The 21,190-nt window shown below is 63.8% G+C and carries 18 protein-coding genes; 7 read left to right on the top strand and 11 right to left on the bottom strand.

Annotation, left to right across the window (positions count from 1 at the left end; translation table 11 throughout):
- Positions 1-65 precede the first annotated feature (65 nt).
- The 5 genes from ACPWR9_RS09405 to ACPWR9_RS09385 form a co-directional block, all read right to left on the bottom strand.
- Positions 66-1,325, bottom strand: coding sequence for a CaiB/BaiF CoA transferase family protein (locus tag ACPWR9_RS09405; protein WP_426297205.1), 1,260 nt, complete (start codon positions 1,323-1,325; stop codon positions 66-68).
- A gap of 269 nt (positions 1,326-1,594) precedes the next feature.
- A complete protein-coding gene (corA, locus tag ACPWR9_RS09400) occupies positions 1,595-2,572 on the bottom strand; it encodes a magnesium/cobalt transporter CorA (protein ID WP_426297206.1) in 978 nt (325 codons plus the stop codon).
- A 94-nt stretch (positions 2,573-2,666) separates the two neighbouring features.
- On the bottom strand, positions 2,667-5,354 hold the full coding sequence (locus ACPWR9_RS09395) for a GNAT family N-acetyltransferase (RefSeq protein WP_426297207.1): 2,688 nt from the start codon (positions 5,352-5,354) through the stop codon (positions 2,667-2,669).
- Between the two features lie 166 nt (positions 5,355-5,520).
- On the bottom strand, positions 5,521-6,006 hold the full coding sequence (dps, locus tag ACPWR9_RS09390; protein WP_426297208.1) for a DNA starvation/stationary phase protection protein Dps: 486 nt from the start codon (positions 6,004-6,006) through the stop codon (positions 5,521-5,523).
- Between the two features lie 140 nt (positions 6,007-6,146).
- Positions 6,147-6,728: an HdeD family acid-resistance protein gene (locus ACPWR9_RS09385; protein WP_426297209.1), complete on the bottom strand. Its 582-nt coding sequence runs from the start codon at positions 6,726-6,728 to the stop codon at positions 6,147-6,149.
- A gap of 519 nt (positions 6,729-7,247) precedes the next feature.
- On the opposite strand from ACPWR9_RS09385, the gene ACPWR9_RS09380 reads away from it, so the two are divergent.
- From ACPWR9_RS09380 to ACPWR9_RS09365, 4 genes are read left to right on the top strand one after another with little or no spacing between them, the layout of a single operon-like run.
- Positions 7,248-7,775 carry a Csu type fimbrial protein gene (locus ACPWR9_RS09380; protein ID WP_426297210.1) on the top strand — a complete coding sequence of 176 codons (528 nt, stop codon included), beginning with the start codon at positions 7,248-7,250 and terminating at the stop codon, positions 7,773-7,775.
- Positions 7,776-7,786: 11 nt separating this feature from the next.
- Complete coding sequence (locus ACPWR9_RS09375; protein WP_426297211.1) at positions 7,787-8,548, top strand: fimbrial biogenesis chaperone; 762 nt, start codon at positions 7,787-7,789, stop codon at positions 8,546-8,548.
- Between the two features lie 43 nt (positions 8,549-8,591).
- Positions 8,592-10,988, top strand: coding sequence for a fimbria/pilus outer membrane usher protein (locus ACPWR9_RS09370; protein WP_426297212.1), 2,397 nt, complete (start codon positions 8,592-8,594; stop codon positions 10,986-10,988).
- A complete protein-coding gene (locus ACPWR9_RS09365) occupies positions 10,985-11,989 on the top strand; it encodes a Csu type fimbrial protein (RefSeq protein ID WP_426297213.1) in 1,005 nt (334 codons plus the stop codon). Before ACPWR9_RS09370 ends, ACPWR9_RS09365 begins: the two co-directional genes overlap by 4 nt.
- A 60-nt stretch (positions 11,990-12,049) precedes the next feature.
- On the opposite strand, the gene astA is transcribed toward ACPWR9_RS09365, so the two are convergent.
- The 6 genes from astA to ilvB form a co-directional block, all read right to left on the bottom strand.
- A complete protein-coding gene (gene astA / locus ACPWR9_RS09360) occupies positions 12,050-13,102 on the bottom strand; it encodes an arginine N-succinyltransferase (protein WP_426297989.1) in 1,053 nt (350 codons plus the stop codon).
- A 198-nt stretch (positions 13,103-13,300) separates the two neighbouring features.
- The gene (locus tag ACPWR9_RS09355) at positions 13,301-14,542 is read right to left on the bottom strand and encodes an aspartate aminotransferase family protein (protein WP_426297214.1); all 1,242 of its coding nucleotides are present in this window, start codon (positions 14,540-14,542) and stop codon (positions 13,301-13,303) included.
- A gap of 200 nt (positions 14,543-14,742) precedes the next feature.
- On the bottom strand, positions 14,743-15,465 hold the full coding sequence (locus tag ACPWR9_RS09350; protein ID WP_150677821.1) for an amino acid ABC transporter ATP-binding protein: 723 nt from the start codon (positions 15,463-15,465) through the stop codon (positions 14,743-14,745).
- Entirely contained in the window at positions 15,452-16,201 is a 750-nt protein-coding gene (locus ACPWR9_RS09345; RefSeq protein WP_150677820.1) for an amino acid ABC transporter permease, read from the bottom strand. The genes ACPWR9_RS09350 and ACPWR9_RS09345 overlap by 14 nt, the downstream gene beginning before the upstream one ends.
- A 150-nt stretch (positions 16,202-16,351) precedes the next feature.
- Positions 16,352-17,131 carry a basic amino acid ABC transporter substrate-binding protein gene (locus tag ACPWR9_RS09340; RefSeq protein WP_426297215.1) on the bottom strand — a complete coding sequence of 260 codons (780 nt, stop codon included), beginning with the start codon at positions 17,129-17,131 and terminating at the stop codon, positions 16,352-16,354.
- A gap of 163 nt (positions 17,132-17,294) precedes the next feature.
- The gene (gene ilvB / locus ACPWR9_RS09335) at positions 17,295-19,124 is read right to left on the bottom strand and encodes a biosynthetic-type acetolactate synthase large subunit (RefSeq protein ID WP_426297216.1); all 1,830 of its coding nucleotides are present in this window, start codon (positions 19,122-19,124) and stop codon (positions 17,295-17,297) included.
- 163 nt (positions 19,125-19,287) lie between these two features.
- Here ilvB and ACPWR9_RS09330 point away from each other — a divergent pair, with 163 nt between their 5' ends.
- The 3 genes from ACPWR9_RS09330 to trhA all read left to right on the top strand — a co-directional run bounded on the left by ACPWR9_RS09330 (position 19,288) and on the right by trhA (position 21,094).
- Positions 19,288-19,761 carry an Lrp/AsnC family transcriptional regulator gene (locus tag ACPWR9_RS09330; protein ID WP_426297217.1) on the top strand — a complete coding sequence of 158 codons (474 nt, stop codon included), beginning with the start codon at positions 19,288-19,290 and terminating at the stop codon, positions 19,759-19,761.
- A gap of 125 nt (positions 19,762-19,886) precedes the next feature.
- Entirely contained in the window at positions 19,887-20,444 is a 558-nt protein-coding gene (locus ACPWR9_RS09325) for a peroxiredoxin (RefSeq protein ID WP_426297218.1), read from the top strand.
- On the top strand, positions 20,441-21,094 hold the full coding sequence (trhA, locus tag ACPWR9_RS09320) for a PAQR family membrane homeostasis protein TrhA (protein WP_426297219.1): 654 nt from the start codon (positions 20,441-20,443) through the stop codon (positions 21,092-21,094). The genes ACPWR9_RS09325 and trhA overlap by 4 nt, the downstream gene beginning before the upstream one ends.
- Positions 21,095-21,190 lie beyond the last annotated feature (96 nt).

Below are 21,190 nucleotides of genomic sequence, written 5' to 3'. Positions count from 1 at the left end.
GATGGGAGGAGAAACCGAGGGGGGAAGGATGATGAGCGCCCCGGAGAGGCGCCCGTGGTGTCAAGTTAGCGCTTCTGCGACGGCTCGATAAGCACGGTGTCGTTCTGCGACGTCGGTTCTGCACTGGTTGCCGTAGCCACCGCCGCAGACACTGCCGCAGACACCGCATCAAGCTCGGCCAGAATATCGCCCGTGTGCTCCCCCGGTGCGGGCGGCTCGCGATGCGTCACCGGCCCGTGACCATTCAGACGCACCGGCGAAACGATCGTATGCGTCGTCTCGCCGCTGGGCAGGACCATCGGCCTCACCCAGCCCATATGCGCCACCTGCGGATCGGCCAACACGCGCGAATAGGTGCTGATGGCCGTGCACGGCACGCCGACTGCACTCAAACGGGCAAGCCAGACCGCGCGGTCGTCGTGCATGAAAACGGCTTCCAGCACGTCGCGCAAAACTGCCTGATGACGCGCGCGCTCACGGGCATTGGCAAAGCGTGAGTCGTCGAGCAGGTCGACGCGGTGTACCAGCGCGCAAATCGCCCGCCAATGTGCCTGACCGTCGAGATCCATGCCGAAATACCCGTCTTTTGCACGGAACGTCGGCCAAGGTGCCGTCGGTCCGCCAAAGCGGGCCTCGTCACTGGCGTGCGTCCCTGCCCCGGCGATGGCGCTGCCCGTCCCATTCGCGCTCTCCTCGCCCGCGCGCAGCGCGGCGATAGCAAGCGTGGCACCGAGCATCGGCACATCGATATGAACGCCGCGGCCGTGTTGCTGGGCAGCGACTAACGCGGCCGACACGGAAAACGCCGCATACAGCCCTGCTGCGAGATCGGCAACAGGCAAATCGCGTGGCGGTTCAAGGCGGCCGGGGGTCGTCCCCAGCATGCCGCGCAAGGCATCGATAGCGGGCACGCCTGGATGGCCTGCGGAGCGTGGTCCATCCTGACCGAATGCGGAAATCGACACGTAGACGAGATGCGGCTGCACCACCGACAACGCGTCATAGCCGAGCCCCGCACGCACGAGCGTACCCGCGGGCAAGCACTCGATGACGACCTGCGCGCCGCGCACCAACGTGTGGGCAAGGCTGCGGCCTTCGAGGGTGCCGAGATCGAGCGCGACCGAGCGCTTATTGCGACGCAAACCGGCATGCGCAGTGGCACCGAGTGGCCCGTGGCTACCGTGACTATCGTTGGAAAGTTCGTCGACCGGATCGTCGACCATGATGACGTCCGCGCCCATGTCGGCCAACAGCATGCCGCAATAAGCGCCCGCCGCGCCCCGACAGAACTCGATGACGCGGATCCCCGTAAGTGGTGCGTTCAATATCTGACCCCTATTTGCCTGGTGTTTGTTGTAGTTCTCAACCTTGGCAACCGTCTGAAGCGGCGTTGACGCATTCTAGTGCAATTACTCGACGCCGGTCACTGCGGAAAAAAGGAGGGGCAACCGCCCCGTTGCCACTGGGCAACAGCGCTACGCGCACGAGGCTGTGGCGACATCCGGATGACATGAAAGGCTGCACAAAAACGCCGCTTTTCGTGCCCTCTCATGCCCCCGAACGTCCTTGCCCAAACCCTACGCACCCCTACGCATCACAGCCACCCTGCTTTGCGGAATTTCAGGAACAGGAACAGATCGATGAGGATCATGACGCCGACGCAAACCGGATACCCGTATTGAAACTTCAGCTCGGGAATATCGGCGAAGTTCATGCCGTAGATCCCCGCGATCATCGTGGGCACGGCGAACAGCGCGGCGAACGAGCCAAGCCGCTTGGTCGTCTCGTTCTCCGCCAGCGAAATCATGCCGAGATTGACCGAGAGCGCCGTCGTCACCATTTCGCGCAACATGTCGATGTTCTTCGTAATGCGCTGCAAATGGTCGAACACGTCGCGGAAGTACTCCTGCATACCGCCGCACAACTTCGGTGCCATCGCGCCGAAGAGTTTGCTCACCGCTTCCATCAGCGGCACGCACGCGTGCTGGAGTGTGATGAGCCGGCGTTTGAGTTGGTACAGGTCTTCGATGATCTCGCGGCCTTTGGCCGGTTCGTTGCGCGCGAAGATCTGTTCCTCGATGGCTTCGAGTTGCGCTTCGAGATCGTCGAACACGGGGAAATAGCTGTCGACTACGGCGTCCATGAGCGCATAGAGCACGAAGATCGACCCTTGCTTGAGCAAGTGCGGTTCTTTCTCCGCACGGGCACGCACTGCGCCCAAACCCTGCGTCGCGTTCGAACGCACGGAAAGCACATAGTTGTGCCCCGCGAAGATCGCGACTTCACCGATCGAGAAGTCGCCGTCGGCGTCTTTGTTGAGCACGTGAAGCACGGCGAAGAGCGAGTCGCCGTACTGTTCGATCTTCGGGCGCTGGTGGCCGTGCTGGGCGTCTTCGACGGCAAGATCGTGCAGGCCGAACTCGTGCTGCATCTGCGCGAGCTCTCCAGGGCCGGGGTCTTTGAGCGCTACCCAGACGAAGCAATGCGGACGTTCGAGATAGTCCGAAATTTCGTCGGGATGCAGGTCGGCAATCTTGCGGCCATCCTCATAGGCCACGCAGTTCACTAGCATTCGAATCCTTGGTCGAGGCGGCTGCCCTGCCCCGCGCGCGGGCGCCAGGCACTGCGCTCGCGCCGCCCTCGACTGACGGCGCGAACCGTGACACCTACGCCTGCGCCGTCTCTTGCAGCGGCAGCCGGATATGAAGAATGCCCGCTTCCATCTCTTTGGCTTCCTTGAAGCCGAGATGACGGGCGAGTGTCAGCATACGCGTATTTGCCGTGAGTACATAGCCGATGAGTTCCCCGGTACCGCGCTTGCGGCTGTAGTCGATGATGTGCTCCATCAACGCACGCCCCAACCCCCTGCCCTGCGCGGCCGGACTGACCGTCACGGCAAACTCGGCGACCGTATTGTCCGGATCGGCCAACGCCTGCACCACGCCGAGCAGCCGCGTGTTGCCTTCGTCGTCTTTCTCCGTGGCGACGAACGTCATCGAGCGGTCGTAGTCGATCTGCGTGACACGCGCCATTTGCGAGTGCGACAACTCCTTGATCAGCCCGAAGTAGCGGAACTGCACATCCTGCGGCGTGAGAGTGTGGAAGAACTGGTTATAGGCGGGCTCGTCCTCTGGGCGAATCGGGCGCACGCGCACCGGTTTGCCCCCTGCGTCCACCGTGCTCTCGAGTTCTTGCGGATACGGTCGGATGGCCAAGCGCGTATGTCCGGGCGCCGCCGGTGCGCGCGCGACGATGCGGGCGTCGAGCGCGAGCACGCCGTGCGAATCGGCGAACAGCGGGTTGATATCGAGTTCCGCGATTTCCGGCACGTCGCACACGAGTTGGGAGAGCTTCACAAGCGTGAGATAGATCGCTTCGTGATCGGCGGCCGGGCGATTGCGATAGCCCGCAATCAGCTTCGATACGCGAGCGCGCGCCACCATGTCGCGAGCGAGATTCAAGTTCAGCGGCGGCAGACCGATCGTGCGATCGGCAATCACCTCCACCGCAGTGCCGCCCTGTCCGAACAGCAGCACCGGACCGAACACACTGTCGGTGGCGACACCGACGATCAGCTCGAACGCCTCGGCCCCGTTCGCCATGCGCTGCACGGAATACCCCGTCACGCGTGCGTCGGGTTTCGCCGCCAGCGCGCGTTTGCGAATCTGGCGTGCCGCTTCCAACGCCTGTTCGGCCGTTTCGATATTGAGCACCACGCCGCCGACGTCGGACTTATGCGTGATGTCCGGCGAAATCAATTTGACGGCCACCGGGAAGCCCAGCCCCTGCGCGAGTTCGGCGGCATGCTCGGGCGTGTCGGCCACCACCGTCTCGACCACGGGAATGCCATAAGCCGCCAGCACGCCTTTGGCTTCCGGCTCCGAGAGCAACTCGCGGCCTTCGCGCATCGCGTCACCCACGATGGCACGCACACGTGCGACGTCGGGTGCGAAGCCGGGCGGAATCGACGGCGGCGTTTCCATCAGCAACGACTGATTGCGGCGGTAGTTCACCGCTTCGAGGAACGCACGGGCGGCATTCTCCGGCGTGTCGTAAGTCGGCAGCCCGGCCTCGCGACAAATGCGACGCGCGCGCTCGGCCGTCTCACCGCCGAGCCAGCAGGTAAATACGTTCTTCGGCGGCTTAGGTAACGCCGCCAGTGCCCCTGCCACGTCCACGCTCGGCATCACTGCCGTGGGCGCCTGAATGAACAACACCGCCGCCGTTTCCGGGTCTTCGCACAGCGCGGCGAGCGTCGCCGTGTAGCGCGTGAGATCGGCGTCGCCGCCGATATCCACCGGGTTCACACGGCCCAACGTTTTGGGCAGCGCGGCGTCCAGCGCGTCACGCGTCTTATCCGACAGATGTGCCAGTTTGCCGCCGTCGAGCACCAACGCATCGGTCGCCATCACACCGGCGCCGCCGCCATTGGTCATGATCGAGAGCTTGTCGCCGTAGAACGGCCGCAAGCGCGCAAGCGTCTCCACCGCCGCAAACAGTTCGTCGGTCGTATTCACACGCAACATGCCTGCACGGCGAATCGCGGCGTCATAGACATCGTCCGAACCCGCGAGTGCACCTGTGTGCGATGCAGCGGCCTGCGCACCTTCCGGCACGCGTCCTGACTTAATGACGACCACAGGCTTGTTACGCGACGCCGCGCGCGCTGCCGACATGAACTTGCGCGCGTCGCGGATCGATTCCATGTACATCAGGATGGCGTCGGTGCCCGGGTCGCTCGCGAGGTAATCGAGCATGTCGCCGAAGTCCACGTCGGCGCTGTCGCCCATCGAAACAAAGTGCGAGAAGCCGATTTCGCGCGCGTCGGCCCAGTCGAGCACGGCGGTGGTGAGCGCCCCCGATTGCGACACGAATGCGAGCTTGCCCGCCCGCGCCCCCATGTGCGCAAAGCTCGCATTGAGTCCGATGCCGGGGCTCAGCAACCCGATACAGTTCGGCCCGAGAATGCGCAGCACGTGAGGCTTGGCGTTCTTGAGCATGCGCTCCTGCAACGTGACGCCGTTGCGATCGCGCTCGCGCGCCAGGCCCGAGGTAAGTACCACGACGGCACGCGTGCCGCGCTCACCGAGATCGCGAATCAGATCCGGCACAGTCGCTGGCGGAGTGCAGATCACGGCGAGATCGGGCGCCTGTGGCAAGTCCGCGACATCGCGATAGCACTTGAGCCCGGCGAGCGTCGAATACTTCGGATTGACCGGGTAGATCGCACCTTCGAAGCCCCCATCGATCACGTTTTGCAGCACGGTCGTGCCCACACGACGCTCGCGGTTGGACGCCCCGATCACGGCGACCGACTTCGGCTGGAACATTTGGCTCAGATTGCGGGTGGTCATAACGGCTCCGAGGGGAACGAGCTAGGGTGAACTGGCCTTGATGCGTCAGAGATGACAAATGCGCGCACCGAGCAAACGCCGGTGCGCGCATTAACGAGAAATCAGCCGCCGGAAACGGGGAGCGACAGCCTGTGGCTGACAGCGAGCGATGGCGGCCGAATGGGTTTTACTCGCCGCGAAGGTGGGCTTCCACCTTCCACAGGTGGTCGTCCACGCCGCGCGAGATTTCGGTGAACACGTCCGACGTGGTGGCGTCGCCGATCTCGGCCGACGCGTCGATCAGACCGCGAATGATTTCACCGTAAGCGGCCAGCGCTTCCGCCAGCGCGGCAGCGTGATCGAGCCCGCGCTTGAACTCGTTCTTGTACTCCGGCAGTTCGGTCTTCTTGGCTACCGTCTGCACTCGGCCATCGGCCACACCGCCCAGCGCGACGAGACGCTCGGCGCACAGATCAGCCCATTCGATCGCGGCGTTGTACACCTCGTCGAACAGCAAGTGCAGCTCGATGAAGCCCGGGCCGTGCACGTTCCAATGCGCCTGCTTCGCCTGACGCTGCACGTCGATACCGTTGATGAGGCCCCGATTGAGTTGATTGACCGATTCGATCCGAATCTTTTCACCGAGGGTGTTACGCGTATGGTTCAGAGCCATTTCACACTCCTGCTGACGTCTGGCAGCGCAGCGGCTGCCGGGGGGAGGAATCCGCCGACATCAGGCGGCCAAGGCCACCTGTGCGGACGAAACGAAACGCTAAAACGCAGACGAGACGACGCTTTGGCGACACGTTGGCATCAAGGCCGTGCGTGCCCCGAGTGTCCCGATGCGGCGGGCGAACCGTCATGCGCCACGCCACGCAACTTGAAGCCGGCCATCACGAGCAATACGCCCCAGACGATGGCCCACGCACCGATGGCCCAGATGAGCGCAAGCGCCCCGGCACCCGGCTGCCACATGATGAACACGGCAAACAGAATGCTGAACACACCGGAGAGAATGATCCACAGTTCGCCCTTGACCTCGCGGCGCAGCGCGATACCGGCCGCAATTTGCAGCACACCGGTGACGAAACTCCAGGCAACGATATAGATGAGCAACGCAACGGCGGTCAACGCCGGGTTGAGATAAGTCAGGACACCGATGAGGATGCCGACAATGCCTTGCAACAGCGGCAGCCACCATTCGGCGTGTTCCTTGCGTGCGCTCCACGCACCCGCGAGCGAGAAGACCCCGTCGACAAAGGAAAACGCGCCAAAGCACAGCACCAGCACGGCAATCGTCACGCCGGGCAACGCGAAGGCCGCGATGCCGAAGACCACGGCGAGCACACCGCGTAAAACGAGCAACCACCAGTATTTCGACAGAAGTCTGAGCATGGCATCCCTCTCGTGAAATATCCGCGGGCAATCCGGGCCTTTGGAGTGAACAGGCCCTAACACGGATCGCAGGCGTTGTGTCGCGCGGGTAGCGCCGACGACGCCCGATACGCGTCAAGAAGTCATTCTAGAGACGGCAACGTAACGAGAGCAAGTGAAATATGCGCGAATGCTTGTGCCGCACGCACGGGCTTTGATCGCCGTCATTCTGCCCTGCGACACCGCGTCGCAGACGGCCAACAACGTTGCACGCCCGTCACACCGCCCCATCACGCGTGCGCACTGCGTCATCGCAAAGCATGCGCGTTGCGCGTATCCCGCAGAGACGGCAAGTGCGGCATTTCGCCGCTTAATTGGGAACATTCCGAAAGCCGTCACACACCGCTCATTCCGAGCAAATGCCTTCATAAACTACGTAAACAGCGTCCGTTAAACAAGTGCCATTCACGCTGACTGCGTAGTGCCGAACCGCGCTTCGTATCGCCCCACTTTCCAGTAGGACTCCGAAGGAGAACGACGATGAAGAAATCGCTGCTGTGTCTGGCCCTGTCCGGGGCTACCGGCTTGCTCGCGCTGAACGGCCCCGCACAAGGCGCCACTTATTCCAACGGCTCGGCCACGGCAACGATGCTGGTGACGCTGACGATTCTGCCTGGCTGCACGATTGCCGCCACGCCGATGACATTCACCCCGGTGCAGGGGTCGGCCACCGGCCCCGTGCCGAGCACGTCCACGCTCTCGGTCATTTGCACCTCGTCGACGGGCTACAACATCGGTTTGAACGCGGGCACGACGGCTAGCTCGACCGAGACGAACCGTCTGCTGGCGGGCACGCTTACCGGCAACACCACGACCATCCCGTTCGGGCTCTATCAAGACTCGGGGCACGCCACGCCATGGGGCAACACGCAAGGCACCAACACGCTGGGCGACTCCGGTAGCGGCGTGGTCAAGACCTACACCGTCTATGGACAGGCGACGCTCTCGGCCACGATGCCCACGCCGGATGTCTACACATCGACCGTGACGGCCACGGTGTACTTCTGAGGGCAACGGCGATGACTACCCCTTCGAGACCCGACGCTTGCCGTCACGCCGTGCGGGCGGCCAGCGGTGCGTTTGTCGCTTTGCTGACGCTGTGCGTGACGGACGGGAACGGCGCGAGCCTTCAGGTCTCGCCGGTGATCGTCAATCTCGCGCCGACGCAACCGGCCACGACCCTTACGCTGGGCAACACCGGCGACTTGCCGATTCACGGCCAACTGCGTTTGTACGCGTGGACGCAGCAAGACGGCGACAACGTGCTCACCCCCACCGACGCGCTGATTGCCAGCCCGCCGATTCTGCGCATCGAGCCGGGTGAGCAGCAGATCGTGCGGCTCGTGCGCCTGACGCCCGAGCCCGCGCAAGGCGAGCAGAGCTACCGGTTGCTCGTCGACGAACTGCCTGCGGTGGCGGAGGCGCCCGCCGAGGGCGTGACCATTCGTTTGCGCTACTCGCTGCCCGTGTTCGTGCAAGCGGACGATGCGCACGCGCCGTCGCTGCGCTTCGACATGCAAATGCCGCAAGGCGAGCTGACCGTGCACAACGACGGCGAACGGCATGCCCAGTTAGGTGCCACGCGCGTGCTCGATGCCACGGGGCGCAGCGTCGAGCTCACGCGCGGTCTGCTTGGCTACGTGCTGGCCGGACAGACGCGGCGCTTCGTCGTGAGTTGGCCGTCGGGGGCGCCGCCGATTGCGCCGTTCACCGTGGAATCGCGCATCGACACCGTCCCGATGCGCTTTGCTGCCAGCCCCGCAGCGGATGGCGAGCGCTAGCCGTGGCCGTGTGCACCTCGCGCACGCTGCCTCGGTGAGCCTCATGGTTTCGGCGATGACGTTGGAGGTGTCCGCATCGGCGCCGTCGACAACGTTACCTGTGGTGACGCGCGACGCCGCAGCGTCGCTGGCATCGTCCCCGGCTGGCGCCGATGGTCATTACGTCCTCGATGTGTCGATCAACGGCGAGACTACCGAGCGCCTCGCGTCATTGATCCGGCGAGACGGCCATTGGTTAATCCGCGCTGGCGATCTACGTGCGCTAGGCATCGCCTCGGGCGCCCTGCCCGGCGACGATGCCCGGGAGGTCGATCTCGATACGCTCGACGGCATCGACGTGACTTACGACGCGACCCGGCAACACATCGACTTACGCGTGAGTGACGCGTGGCTCACGCCCTATCGCGTAGGCGGCATTGACGGAACGTTTGCCGACCCCGTCGCAGCCACGGCAGATCCCGGCTTGATCCTCAACTACGACGGCTACGTGCAACGCGATCGCCGAACAAGCGCGTCGGTGTGGAGCGAAGTGCGTGGCTTCTGGTCCGGGGCCACACTCTCGCAGACGGGCGTGGCCGAACACTCTCCGTGGCGGCGTGGGTACCTTCGCTACGACACCGCATGGCAGCACAACAACCCCGCGACGCTCACCAGTTGGACGGCGGGCGATCTGATCACCGGGTCCCTCGCATGGACCCGCTCCGTGCGCATCGCCGGGCTGCAATGGCGGCGCAACTTCAGCTTGCGGCCGGATCTGGTCACGTTCCCGGTGCCTGCGTTGCGCGGCAGCGCCGTGGCGCCCTCCTCGGTCGACTTGTATCTCGATGGCGTAAAGCGCTTCGGCAGCCGCGTGCCACCGGGGCCGTTCGTCATTCAGGAGGCCCCGGGCCTGACCGGCGACATGCAGGCGAGTCTGGTCACGCGCGACGCGCTCGGGCGCGAGCAGATCACGACCGTCCCGCTCTACATCGACCCGCGACTGCTGGCAAAAGGGCTGTCGAGCTTTTCGCTGGAAGCAGGGTTGCCGCGCGACGACTACGGCGTGCGTTCGTTTTCATACCGGCATCATCCGGTGGCATCGGTGGCAGCGCGATACGGCGTGACCGATACGCTCACCGTCGAAGCGCAGGCGCAGGCCGGGCGGCGCCTCGCGATGGCGGGCGCTGGCGCGCTGATGGCACTGCGCCGCGCCGGTGTCGTCAGTGCCGCGATGGCCGCGTCAGGCGGGCGGCGCACCGGCGCGCAGTGGAGCGTGGGTTATCAGTACATTTCGCGGCACATCAGCGTCGATTCGCAGATCATCCGCACGGCGGGCCGTTACCGCGATCTGGCGTCGCTCGACGGCGCGCCTGCGCCGACGGCCAGCGAGCGCATCAGCGTTTCGGTGCCATGGGGGAAAGGCGGCACCGCATCGCTCGCGTATTTCGGTCAACGCGCCCCCCGTCAGCGGGCCACACGCGTACTTTCTGCCAGCTTGAACGTACCCGCCAGCTCACGCGGCATGCTCTCTATCGGCGGCTTTCGCGATCTGGCGCGACGCCGTTCGCACGGTATGTTTGCGATGTTGAGCCTGCTGTTGGGGAATGGTGTGCTGGGCAGTGCCTCTGTCACGCAGCAGGACGGGCAAACACAAGCGTGGGCGTCGGCGGGCCGCACGCCCGATTACGGTGGCGGATGGGGCTGGCAGGTGCTCGGCGGACACGCCTTCTCGCAGCGCACGGCACAGGGTGAACTGCGCTACCTCGGACGTCATGGCGAAGTGTCGGCGCTCGCGCAGCAAGTGGGACACCAGCGCGGCACGGCCGTCGGCATGACGGGCGCATTCGTCGTCATGGACAAGAGTCTTCACGCAACTCGGCGCACTTACGACGCCTTCGCGCTCGTGAGCACCGACGGTCACGCCGATGTGCCCGTGCTGCGCGAGTCGGTGCCGATCGGGCGTACCGATGCGCGCGGGTACTTCCTCGTGCCCGACCTGAATGGATTCGAGAACGCCCGCATCGGTATCGATCCGATGCACTTGCGTGCCGATTTGGAAGTGGTGACCACCGAGCGGCGCATCGTGCCGCAATCTGGCGCGGGGGTAGTCGTGCGCTTCCCTGTAAGGCGCTATCACGCGGCGTTGATCACACTGGTGAGCGCGTCCGGCCAGTCACTCAAGCCCGGGGTGTCGGTGCGCCACGTGCAAAGTGGCTTCATCACCGTGGTGGGCTACGACGGCGAAGCCTTCATCGACACACTCGCACCGCGCAATACGCTGGAGTCGCACGACGGCGTGCACCGTTGCCGCGCGACGTTCGACTGGCAAGCGCCGCCCGACGGTGAAATCGCTCGCATCGGCCCGCTCGTGTGTATTCCGTTCGGCACGCTGGCGCGCGATGGCAAACCGACGCAACAAAACACGCGGGCACCGTCATCTGCCAAAGGCGGCGGGTCGTGACCTCGCACGCAGCCTCGCGCGTGGCCATCGCGGGCCGCGCTATCTCACGACGCGCGTGGACGCTGGCATGCGTGAGCGCACTCGGCTCGCTGAGTTCGATGACCACCGCACAGACCTGCTCAATCGGCACCCCCACGCTGGCGTTTGCTGCCTTCAGCCCGATCTCGGGCGCGGCCCTCTCGGCCACTGGCACGATTCCCGTGTCGTGCACGTTTCCGCTGCTTGGCGGCAATCCGAACGTCAAACTCTGCCTCGCGCTCAACGCGAGCCAGCCACTCACGCTCATGAATTCGGGCAACGCGATTAACTTCGGGCTGTTCATCGACCCGGCCTTCTCGACGGCGTGGGGCAACAGCACCGCCAACGTGATTGCGGTGACGATGGCGCGCAATATCCTCGGCGGCACGGTCACCCAGAACGTCAACATCTACGCCCGTATTGCGGCGGCACAGACCACGGTGCCCAGCTCGTCGAACGGCAACACCGTCTACACGCACGCGTTCGCGGCGACCGACGCCACGTTGCAATACGCCTCGTATGCTGCGCTCTCCCCCGCCCCCGTTTGCGGGAGCGCGATGACAGCCGCAGCAGGCACGCCGTTCAACGCCAATGTCACGGTCATCAACAACTGCACGATTGCCGCCGCGAACATCACGTTCGCCACGCAATCCACACTCAACAAGGCAGTAACCGCCAATAGCACGCTCACCGTGCAATGCACGAAGAACGATGCGTTTCGCATCAGCTTGTCGGGGGGATTGCTAGGCACGGTGACCGCGCGCGTCATGACCGGGCTCACCACGTCGCGAGTGAGTTATCAGCTGTATCTGGATAGCGGCTACAGCACGATCTGGGGGGATGGCACGTCGGGCACGTCACAACTTACCGGCATCGGCACCGGGGTCGTGCAGGCCGTGCCGATCTACGCCCGAGTGCCCACGCAGGCGACGCCCGCGCCCGGGGTCTATACCGACACGGTCACAGCGACGATTCAGTTCTGAAAGATGGGGGCGACGCCATCCAGCCAACTCGCGCGAGTGGCGGCACGGCGCACTGGCCGCTCAAATAACGTCGGCGCGCGGCGGCTTGAGCGGCAAGACTTGCACGCGATCACCCTGCTTGACGCCTAGCGCCTTCGCGGCAACGGGGCTAAGGGTGAACGCGCGCCGCTCCGGGCGCCCGGTGACGAGTGTCGCCCGAAAACCCGACAACCCAAGGCACGCCACCAGATACGGCTCGGCATTCGCGATGGGCGGTGCACTTCCTTCGTCTGCGCCAATGTTCACGCTCAGGTACCGGCTGTCACGTGCCGCACGCAAATCGGCCACGCGCGCTTCGAGCACAGGACCGCTGTCGAAGATGTCCACGTGCGCGCCCGAGCGCAAACCTTCCTGCTCCAGCAAACGCCGGGCGGGCAAGGTGTCGCGATGCGTCACCCCGATGGCCGCTTGCGCTTGCGGCGAGAGAAAGTCGACGTAGATCGGATACTTCGGCATCAACTCGGCGACGAACGACTTCTTGCCGATCGACGTCAGGTAGTCCGCCTGATCGAAATCGATCTTGAAGAAGTGCTGGCCCAGCGACTGCCAGAACGGACTCTGCCCGTTGTCGTCGAAGAACCCGCGCAACTCGGCGCACACGTGCGGTCCGAAACGCTCCGGGAACTGCGCCATGAACAGAAAGCGCGCCTTCGAGAGCAAGGCGCCGTTGCCGTGCCCACGCCACGCCGGGTCGAGCAGCAGCGAACACAACTCACTATAGCCGGTGAGATCGTTCGAGAGCGACAACGTGAGCATGCGCGACCAGACGTTCAACTCGCGGCTCGCATGCACGATGGTGTCTTTGCGATACGTGTAGAACGGCTGCTCCAGCCCCACGGCCGCTTCGATGCCGCAAACACCGGCAATCGTGCCGGTGACGGCATCTTCCATCACGAAGAGATAGCCCTGCTCGGCCGTCGGTGCACGGTCGTCGAGCGTCGCCGTGATGCGCTCAAGGCGAGCTTCGAGCGCCGCCTGATCGGGCTTGAACGAGGTCATGCCGGGCCCGGCGAGCGCAGCAAGCTTGAGCAGCGCGGGAAGATCCTCACGGCGCGCCAGACGCACTACGCGCAACGATGCAGCCTCAGACATGTCGTTCATGGAGAACCCCGTGGGCCGACTTAGGACCGTTGGATGGCGTTAGCTGGAATAAGGGCCGGAGCGACATTACCGAGGTTACCCACGGTGTGTCGGTCCAGCCCGAAGTCATGCCGGTCGACAGTGCGCACATATGCGGGCATATGCGGCCACGGTCGACCTTCCTACGCGTACTTACGCTGCCTTGGCCGTTGCCGCCAGTGCCGCCACTGCCTTCTCCAGCGAGGCCAGGCCCGCATCGATGTCGGCGAACGGAATGTTCAGCGACGGGGCGAAACGCACCACATCGCCACCAGCGATCAGCAACATCAGGCCGTTCTTCTCGGCTTCTGCCACGATTTCCTTGGCACGGCCAGAGAACGCAGGCTTGAGCACCGCACCGATCAGCAGGCCCAAACCGCGCACGTGCTCGAACACGCCGTGACGCGCGTTGATCGCTTCGATGCCCTTGATGAAATGATTGTGGCGCGCCTTCACGCCGTTCAGCGTTTCTGCCGTGTTGATCAGTTCGAGCACACGGCCTGCGATGGCCGTCGCGAGCGGGTTACCGCCATACGTGCAGCCGTGCGTGCCCGGCGAGAAGCTTGCCGCGATCTTGCTGGTGGTCAGAATGCCGCCGATCGGATAACCGTTGCCGAGCGCCTTGGCGGTCGTCAGGATGTCCGGCGTCACGCCGTACTGCTCGTAAGCGTAGAGCGTGCCCGTGCGGCCGACGCCGGTCTGCACTTCGTCGAAAATCAGCAGCGCGCCGTGCTTGTCGCACAGTTCGCGCAGGCCCTTGAGGAAGGCCGGATCGGCCGGCAGCACACCGCCTTCACCTTGCACCGGCTCGACGATGACGGCTGCCGTCGCGTCGGAGATGGTCGCCTCGAACGTCTTCAGATCGTTGTACGGCAGGTGCATGATGCCAGCGGGGAGCGGTCCGAAACCTTCGGTGTACTTCGCCTGACCGCCCACGCTCACCGTGAACAGCGAGCGGCCATGGAACGAGTTGAAGAACGAGATGATCTCGCTCTTATCTTTGCCGCCGCGCTCGGCAGCGTGGTCGAACGCATAACGGCGCGCCAGCTTGAGGGCGGCTTCGTTGGCTTCGAGGCCCGAATTGCAGAAGAACGCCTTGTCGGCGAACGTCGCGTCGGTGAGTGCCTTGGCCAGACGCAGTACCGGCTCGTTGGTGTAGCCGTTGCCGATGTGCCAGACCTTGCGCGCCTGCTCTTCGATGACCTTCACCAGCTCGGGGTTGGCGTGGCCCAGTGCATTGACTGCGATACCGCCAGTGAAATCGACATATTCACGACCTTGCTGGTCCCACATGCGCGAGCCTTCGCCGCGTACGGGCACCATCTGGGCAGGGGCGTAATTGGGCACCATTACGTCGTCGAACGTCTGGCGGGTCACAGCGATTGGCTGGCTCATGACTACCTCGTGAAATCTGGGTGCAATCTGCGATTGCGGAGCAGTCCCGGACAACGGTCACTGCCCTATGAAAAGACCTGGCTGGGGGCTCAGGGCGCCGGCGTCGCGCCGGTGCCTGGTGGCACTCGACGCGCGTACCCTCGCATTGTAATCAGATGCGGCGCGCGGATACACCGTCGCGCGCATCACAATCACGAGAATTACAAGACTTTGCGCAAGAATTCGCGCGTGCGCTCATGCTTCGGGGCCGAGAAGATCTGCTCGGGATGACCTTCTTCCATGATCACGCCCTGATCGATGAAGAGCACACGATCGGAGACCTCGCGCGCAAACGCCATCTCGTGCGTGACCACCACCATCGTCATGCCTTCTTCGGCGAGCGACTTCATCACTTCCAGCACTTCGCCCACGAGTTCCGGGTCGAGCGCCGAGGTCGGTTCGTCGAACAGCATCACGGTGGGCTGCATCGCCAGCGCACGGGCAATCGCCACGCGCTGCTGCTGACCGCCGGAGAGCTGATTCGGGAACGCGTCGATCTTCTCGATCAGCCCGACCTTGCGCAGCAGTTGCTCGGCCACGACCACGGCCTGATCGCGCTTCAGGTTGTTGACCTGCATCGGCGCGAGAATCAGGTTCTCGAGTACCGACATGTGCGGGAACAGATTGAAGCGCTGGAACACCATGCCCACGCTGGCGCGCATGGCATTCATGTTGGTCTTCGGGTCTTCGACGTGAAAGCCGTTGACGAGCACTTCGCCGCCGCTCACGTCTTCCAGACCATTCAAGCAGCGCAGGAACGTGCTCTTGCCCGAGCCCGACGGCCCGATCACGCACACTACTTCGCTTTCTTCGATTCGGCAGGTAATGCCGCGCAGCACGTGCGTCTCGCCGTACTGCTTTTGCAGGTTGTTAACGACGATCACCTTGCCCGTACCTCGTTTCCAGATGTTGAACAAATGCCGACAGCACCAACGTAATCACCCAATAGATCAGCGAAATCGTCAGGTACGGCTCCCAGTAACGAGCATAGGCGCCCGATACGGTCCGCGCGGCGTACGCCAGTTCTGCCAGGCCAATGGCCGACGCGAGCGACGAATCCTTCACGATGGCAATGGCGTTGTTGCCCAGCGGGGGCAGCATGCGGCGAAACGCTTGCGGCAGCACCACTTTGCGCAGCGTTTGCATGTAGGTCATGCCCAGCGAGCGAGCCGCTTCGGCCTGACCGCGATCGATCGACTGGATACCTGCGCGGAAAATTTCCGAGACGTAGGCACCGGCGTTGAGCGAGATCGCCAGCACGGCGGACATGAACGCGCCGTACTGCGAGCGGATTTCACGTGCCAGATCGCCGCTGATGAGCAGACCGCCCGACGGGTTGATCAACATCGGCATGAGCGCGAAGTGGATCAGCAGAATCTGCACGAACAACGGTGTGCCGCGGAAGAAGCTGACGTAGAAGCGCACCGGCAATTGCACGGCATAGCGCAAGAAGTACTTATAGAAACCATGACGCGCCTCGGCCAAACGGCCGACGCCGAGCACAAGCCCGAGTAACGTGCCAGCGATCACACAGATCACCGTGCACTTGAGCGTCATCAGCGTGCCTTCGACGAACAAAGGCATGTACTCGCTGATGATGTTCCACTGGAACCCACCCATGAAGCACCTTTATACAAAATGAAACGAACCGGCTAGCCGGCAGAAAAACGCTCGCGGCCCGGGGGTTGATGTCGAGGGCTCGACGATCAGCTCACGGGCCGCGAGAGGCCAGATGTCTGGCGCGCGTGGCGCGAATCTTACACGCGTTGCTTATTGTTGCGGCAGCGTCGGCACGTCCGCGTCGAACCACTGCTTATAGATCTTGGCGTAGGTGCCGTCGGCCACGATCTTCTTCAGACCCGTGTTGATCTTGTCGAGCGCGACCTTGTTGCCCTTCTTCACGGCAATACCGAAGTACTGGCGCTTGAACTTGTCGTCGTAGACGAGCTTGAACGGCTTTTCCGGGTGGCTCTTGATGTAGAACTTGATCACGCCCACGTCGCCCACGGCGGCGTCGACGCCACCGCGATACAGCTCTTCGAGCATGAGCGGCGTGTTGTCGAAGCGGCGGATCGAGGTGCTGGCACGGCCCAGCTCTTCCGAGACGGCGATGTCGCCAGTGCTCGAATTGACCACACCCACTTGCAGCTTCTTCAGGTCGGCCAGATTGGCGACCTTCGAACCCGGCGAGGTGATGATGACTTGATCGGCCGGGAAGTACGGGGCCGAGAAGTCGACCATTTCACGACGCTTGTCGGTGATGGTGATGCCGGAAATGATGATGTCGCGATCGCCCTGGTCGAGCGTGGCGAAGATACCTTCCCACGGCGTGCTGACCAGCTTCACATTGAACCCGCCAGCCTTGCCGATCGCCTTGATGACGTCGATATCGAAGCCGACCAGCTCTTTTTGCGGCGTTTCGAACTCGAACGGACGATAGGTACCGCCGGCACCCACGGTGTACGTGGGATCGGCGGCCTGCACTGCCGGCACCGCGGCGAAGGTCGTCAGAAAACAGGCGGCGGCCAGCACGAGGCGCTTCGTCAACATGTTGATTTCCTTGGCGAGAATTCGTAAAAGTTCGCAATGATACTCCTCGGCGCCGCTGAAACGAAAAAAACCCGCGGGTGCGGGTTTTCTCGTTGCGATCTCGCGACGTGGCAAGCCACCGGCCGTCAATTCCCAGCCGACGGGAATATCGGCCTGTCGTGACTCAGAAGGCCCCGGCCGCGATCGGACCGGCGCTCTGGCCCGGGCCGAACACCACGTCTCGGTACGACTTCCCAGCCGGGATCATCGGGTAGACATCGTCCTCGCGGGCCACCAGCACGTCGAGCAGATACGGCTCGCTCGGGTCGGCCAGCATCCGGGCCAGCGCCGCGGGCAGTTCCTCGGCACGCGTGACGCGGGCACCGGCCACGCCGTAACCCGCCGCAATCGTCACGAAATCTGGATACGGACGACCGTCGTCGGCCCCCTGCGGCACATTCGGATCGGCGAGCGACGAGGCGACGCGGTTTCGCGCATAGATCATGTCCTGCCACTGCCGCACCATGCCCAGCCACTGGTTATTGATGACCAGCACCTTCACGCCCAGCCCGTAGCGGCGGCAGGTGGAAAGTTCGTTGACGGACATGTTCAGGCTACCGTCGCCGTCGATATCGATCACCGGGACGTCGGGCAAGGCCACCTTCGCGCCGATGGCGGCGGGCAGCCCGAAGCCCATCGTGCCGAACCCGGCGCTCGACAAGAACGTGCGCGGCTCGCGCAGGCGCAGGTGTTGCATCGCCCACATCTGATGCTGGCCCACGCCCGTCGTCACGACAGCCTCGGGCGGGAGCAGCGCCGCCAGCGCCGAGATCACGTCGACGCCGGTGAGCACACCTGCCTCGCTTTCTGCCGCCGACACCGCAGCGACCGGCGCGCGCAGCGGATGCGCCGCCCGGTGCGATTGCAGATAGGCATGCCAGTCCGGCACATCGCGGCGGGTAGCGTGAGCAAGCAAGCCGCTGAAGGCGTCGCGCAAATCGGCGTGTACACCGAGCGTGACCGGCTTGTTCTTGCCGATTTCGGCGGCGTCCACGTCGATATGGACGACCTTCGCGTGCCGGGCAAACGACGCCGGGTCGCCAATCACCCGGTCGTCGAAGCGCACGCCCAGCGCCAGCACCAGATCGGCTTCATTCACGGCCACGTTCGCGGCATACGCGCCATGCATGCCCAGCGGCCCGAGCAGCAGCGGATGGTCGTCGGGCATTGCACCCAGCCCCATCATCGTGAGCGCCACCGGGCAGTTGAGCGCTTCGGCCAGCGCCTTGAGACGGTCGCTGGTGCCCGAGGCAATCACCCCGCCACCGGCGTAAAGGACCGGACGCTCGCTCTTGGCGAGCAAGGCCGCGATGCGCTGCGCCGTCTCGTCGCTCATCCCAGCCGGGACAGGCGCCGTGAAGCGCTTGTCAGTCGGTTGGTCGGGGCGAGCCTGTTGAATGTCCTTGGGGAAGTCCACCAGCACCGGGCCGGGGCGGCCAGCCAGCGCACAGGTCGCGGCTTCGCGCAGCGCCGCCGGGATGTCGCGGGCTTCGCGCACTTGGCGGGCCAGCTTCGTCACCGGCTTGGTGATGGCGACGATATCCACTTCTTGAAAAGCGTTCTTGCCTAACCAGTGGGTCGCAACGTTGCCGGTGATGGCGAGGATCGGCACGGAATCGCTGGCCGCATCGGCGATGCCGGTCACAAGATTGGTCGCGCCCGGGCCGGACGTGGCCAGACAGACACCCAGCTTGCCGGTGGCACGGGCGTAACCCTGTGCACCGAAGACCGAGCCTTGCTCGTGCTCGGTGCGTACCAGCGTGATGGCGACACGCGAGAGCGCGTCGAGCATTTCCAGATTGGCACCGCCCGGGTAGCAGAACACCGTATCGACGCCAATCTCTACCAGCGTGCGCGCAATCAGGTCCGCGCCTTTGGCGGACAACGGGGCGACGGGCTGGGCGACAGCGCCGGTGGCAGTTTCGGCGGCGGGCAGAGACAGATCGAGTTTCATGGGCGGGTGGTTTTCCGGCAGTTTCAGACGAACGGTTGCAATCAAGGCAACAAACTAGCCTCAAGCTTAAAGGCAGGCACGGGTAATTGCTTCGCGTAACATTGACAGAATTGCGTCAATTTCACATGATTCATTCTTAAACACCAATTTCAAGGAATCGATCATGCAATTAGACGCATTCGACGAGAAAATTCTCGCAATCCTGCAACAGGATGCGTCGCTATCGGCGGCGCAGATCGGCGAACAGATCGGCTTGTCGCAATCGCAATGCTGGCGACGGATCGACCGGCTGGACGCTGAGGGAGTGATCGAGCGGCGCGTGGCTTTGGTCGATCGCAAGAAGGTCGGCCTGAACGTGATGCTGTTCGCGCACGTAAAACTGGCCGGTCACAACCGAAACGCGCTCCCCGAGTTTTCGAAAGCCATTCAGGACTTTCCCGAAGTGCTCGAATGCCACGTGCTGATGGGCAACGTCGACTTTCTGTTGCGCATCGTCACGCGCGACGTCGATGCCTACGAGCGCTTCTTCTTCGAACGGTTGTCGCAGTTGCCGATGGTGCAGGAGGTCAACTCGATGATCGCGCTCTCGCAAATCAAGTCGACGACCGTTTTGCCGATCGGCTCGCAGGGTGCGTGAGCGCGAAATGCCGTATTCGTGTCACGAACCCGACAGTAGACTGTCACCCGCGTCACATCCGTTGGACAGTGCCTGCGCAAGCCTCTATTCTTAGAAAATCTTCACATGCGTTCCGGGAGCCTTGCATGAAACGTTGGTTCGGAATCACAGCCGCAGCCGCCATTCTTGGCGTGACGGCCTGGTGTTTCATCCCCGCCCACGCGGCCCTCAAGAACGGCGCCAGCGCCCCGGACTTCACCGCACAGGCGTCGCTCGGCGGACAGGTGTTCTCGTTCTCGCTCGCCGATGCGCTCAAGAAGGGGCCGGTCGTCCTGTACTTCTATCCTGCCGCCTTCACCACGGGCTGCACGATCGAAGCACACGACTTCGCTGAAGCCACCGATACGTTCAAGTCGATGGGTGCCACCGTGATCGGTGTCTCGCACGACAACATCGAGACGCTCAACAAGTTCTCGGTGTCGGAGTGCCGCAGCAAGTTCGCCGTCGCGGCCGATACGGACCAGCACATCATGCGCGCCTACGACGCCGTGCTCGCGCTCAAGCCCGATCTAGCCAATCGCGTCTCGTACGTCATCGCCCCCGATGGCAAGATCATTTACAGCTACGTGAGTCTCGATCCGGACAAACACGTGGCCAATACGCTTGAAGCTGTGCGCAAGTGGCGCGCGGCGCATCCGGCATGAAGGCACAGGCACGCGCACAAACTCGTAGTGAAGAGGTCGCCAACAGCATCAGCCACGGACTCGCGTGTCTGGCGGCGTTGGCGGCCATTCCTTTTCTCTTCGGCGCCGTCCGCCCGCCGCTGACCTCCCTGCCCAGTGTGGCGCAGCAGATCGGTATCGGCGTGTTCGCGGCCACGATGGTGGTGGTCTACCTCTCGTCTGCGCTGTATCACGGCCTGCCGGATGGACGCGCCAAGCGCGTGTTCATGCGCGTCGACCACTGCGCCATCTTTCTTTTCATTGCCGGGACTTACACCCCGTTCACCGTCAAAATTCTGCACGACCCGTGGGGCTGGCCGCTGCTCACCGGCGTGTGGATCATGGCGCTGGCCGGGCTGATCGCCAAAGCGCTCGGCCTGCTCGACCGGCCACTCGTCTCGACGCTGCTCTACATCGGTCTTGGCTGGGTGGCCGTGCTGGTGGCCGGACCGGTCCTCGCGGCCATTCCGGGGCCGGGAGCGGGCTGGCTCTACGCCGGTGGCGTTGCCTACACCGTGGGCGCCATCTTCTACTCGCTCGACGGACACATCAAGTTCGGGCATCTCGTCTGGCACCTGTTCGCCATCGGCGGCACGGCGTGCCACTACCTCGCGGTGTGCCGCTACCTTTGATCGCTGCCTGCCTACGCAAGCCGGCAGCGGCGATCGGTAGCGATCGATAGTGATCGGTACCGCACCGCGCCGGTAGTTAGTCGCACCAATGGAGGC

This window comes from Pandoraea pneumonica, assembly GCF_049918595.1.
In the GTDB taxonomy this organism is placed as follows: Bacteria; Pseudomonadota; Gammaproteobacteria; order Burkholderiales; family Burkholderiaceae; genus Pandoraea; species Pandoraea pneumonica_A.
The sequence above is the reverse complement of the archived record's forward strand: the minus strand, read 5'-3'. Positions and strand labels throughout refer to the sequence as shown.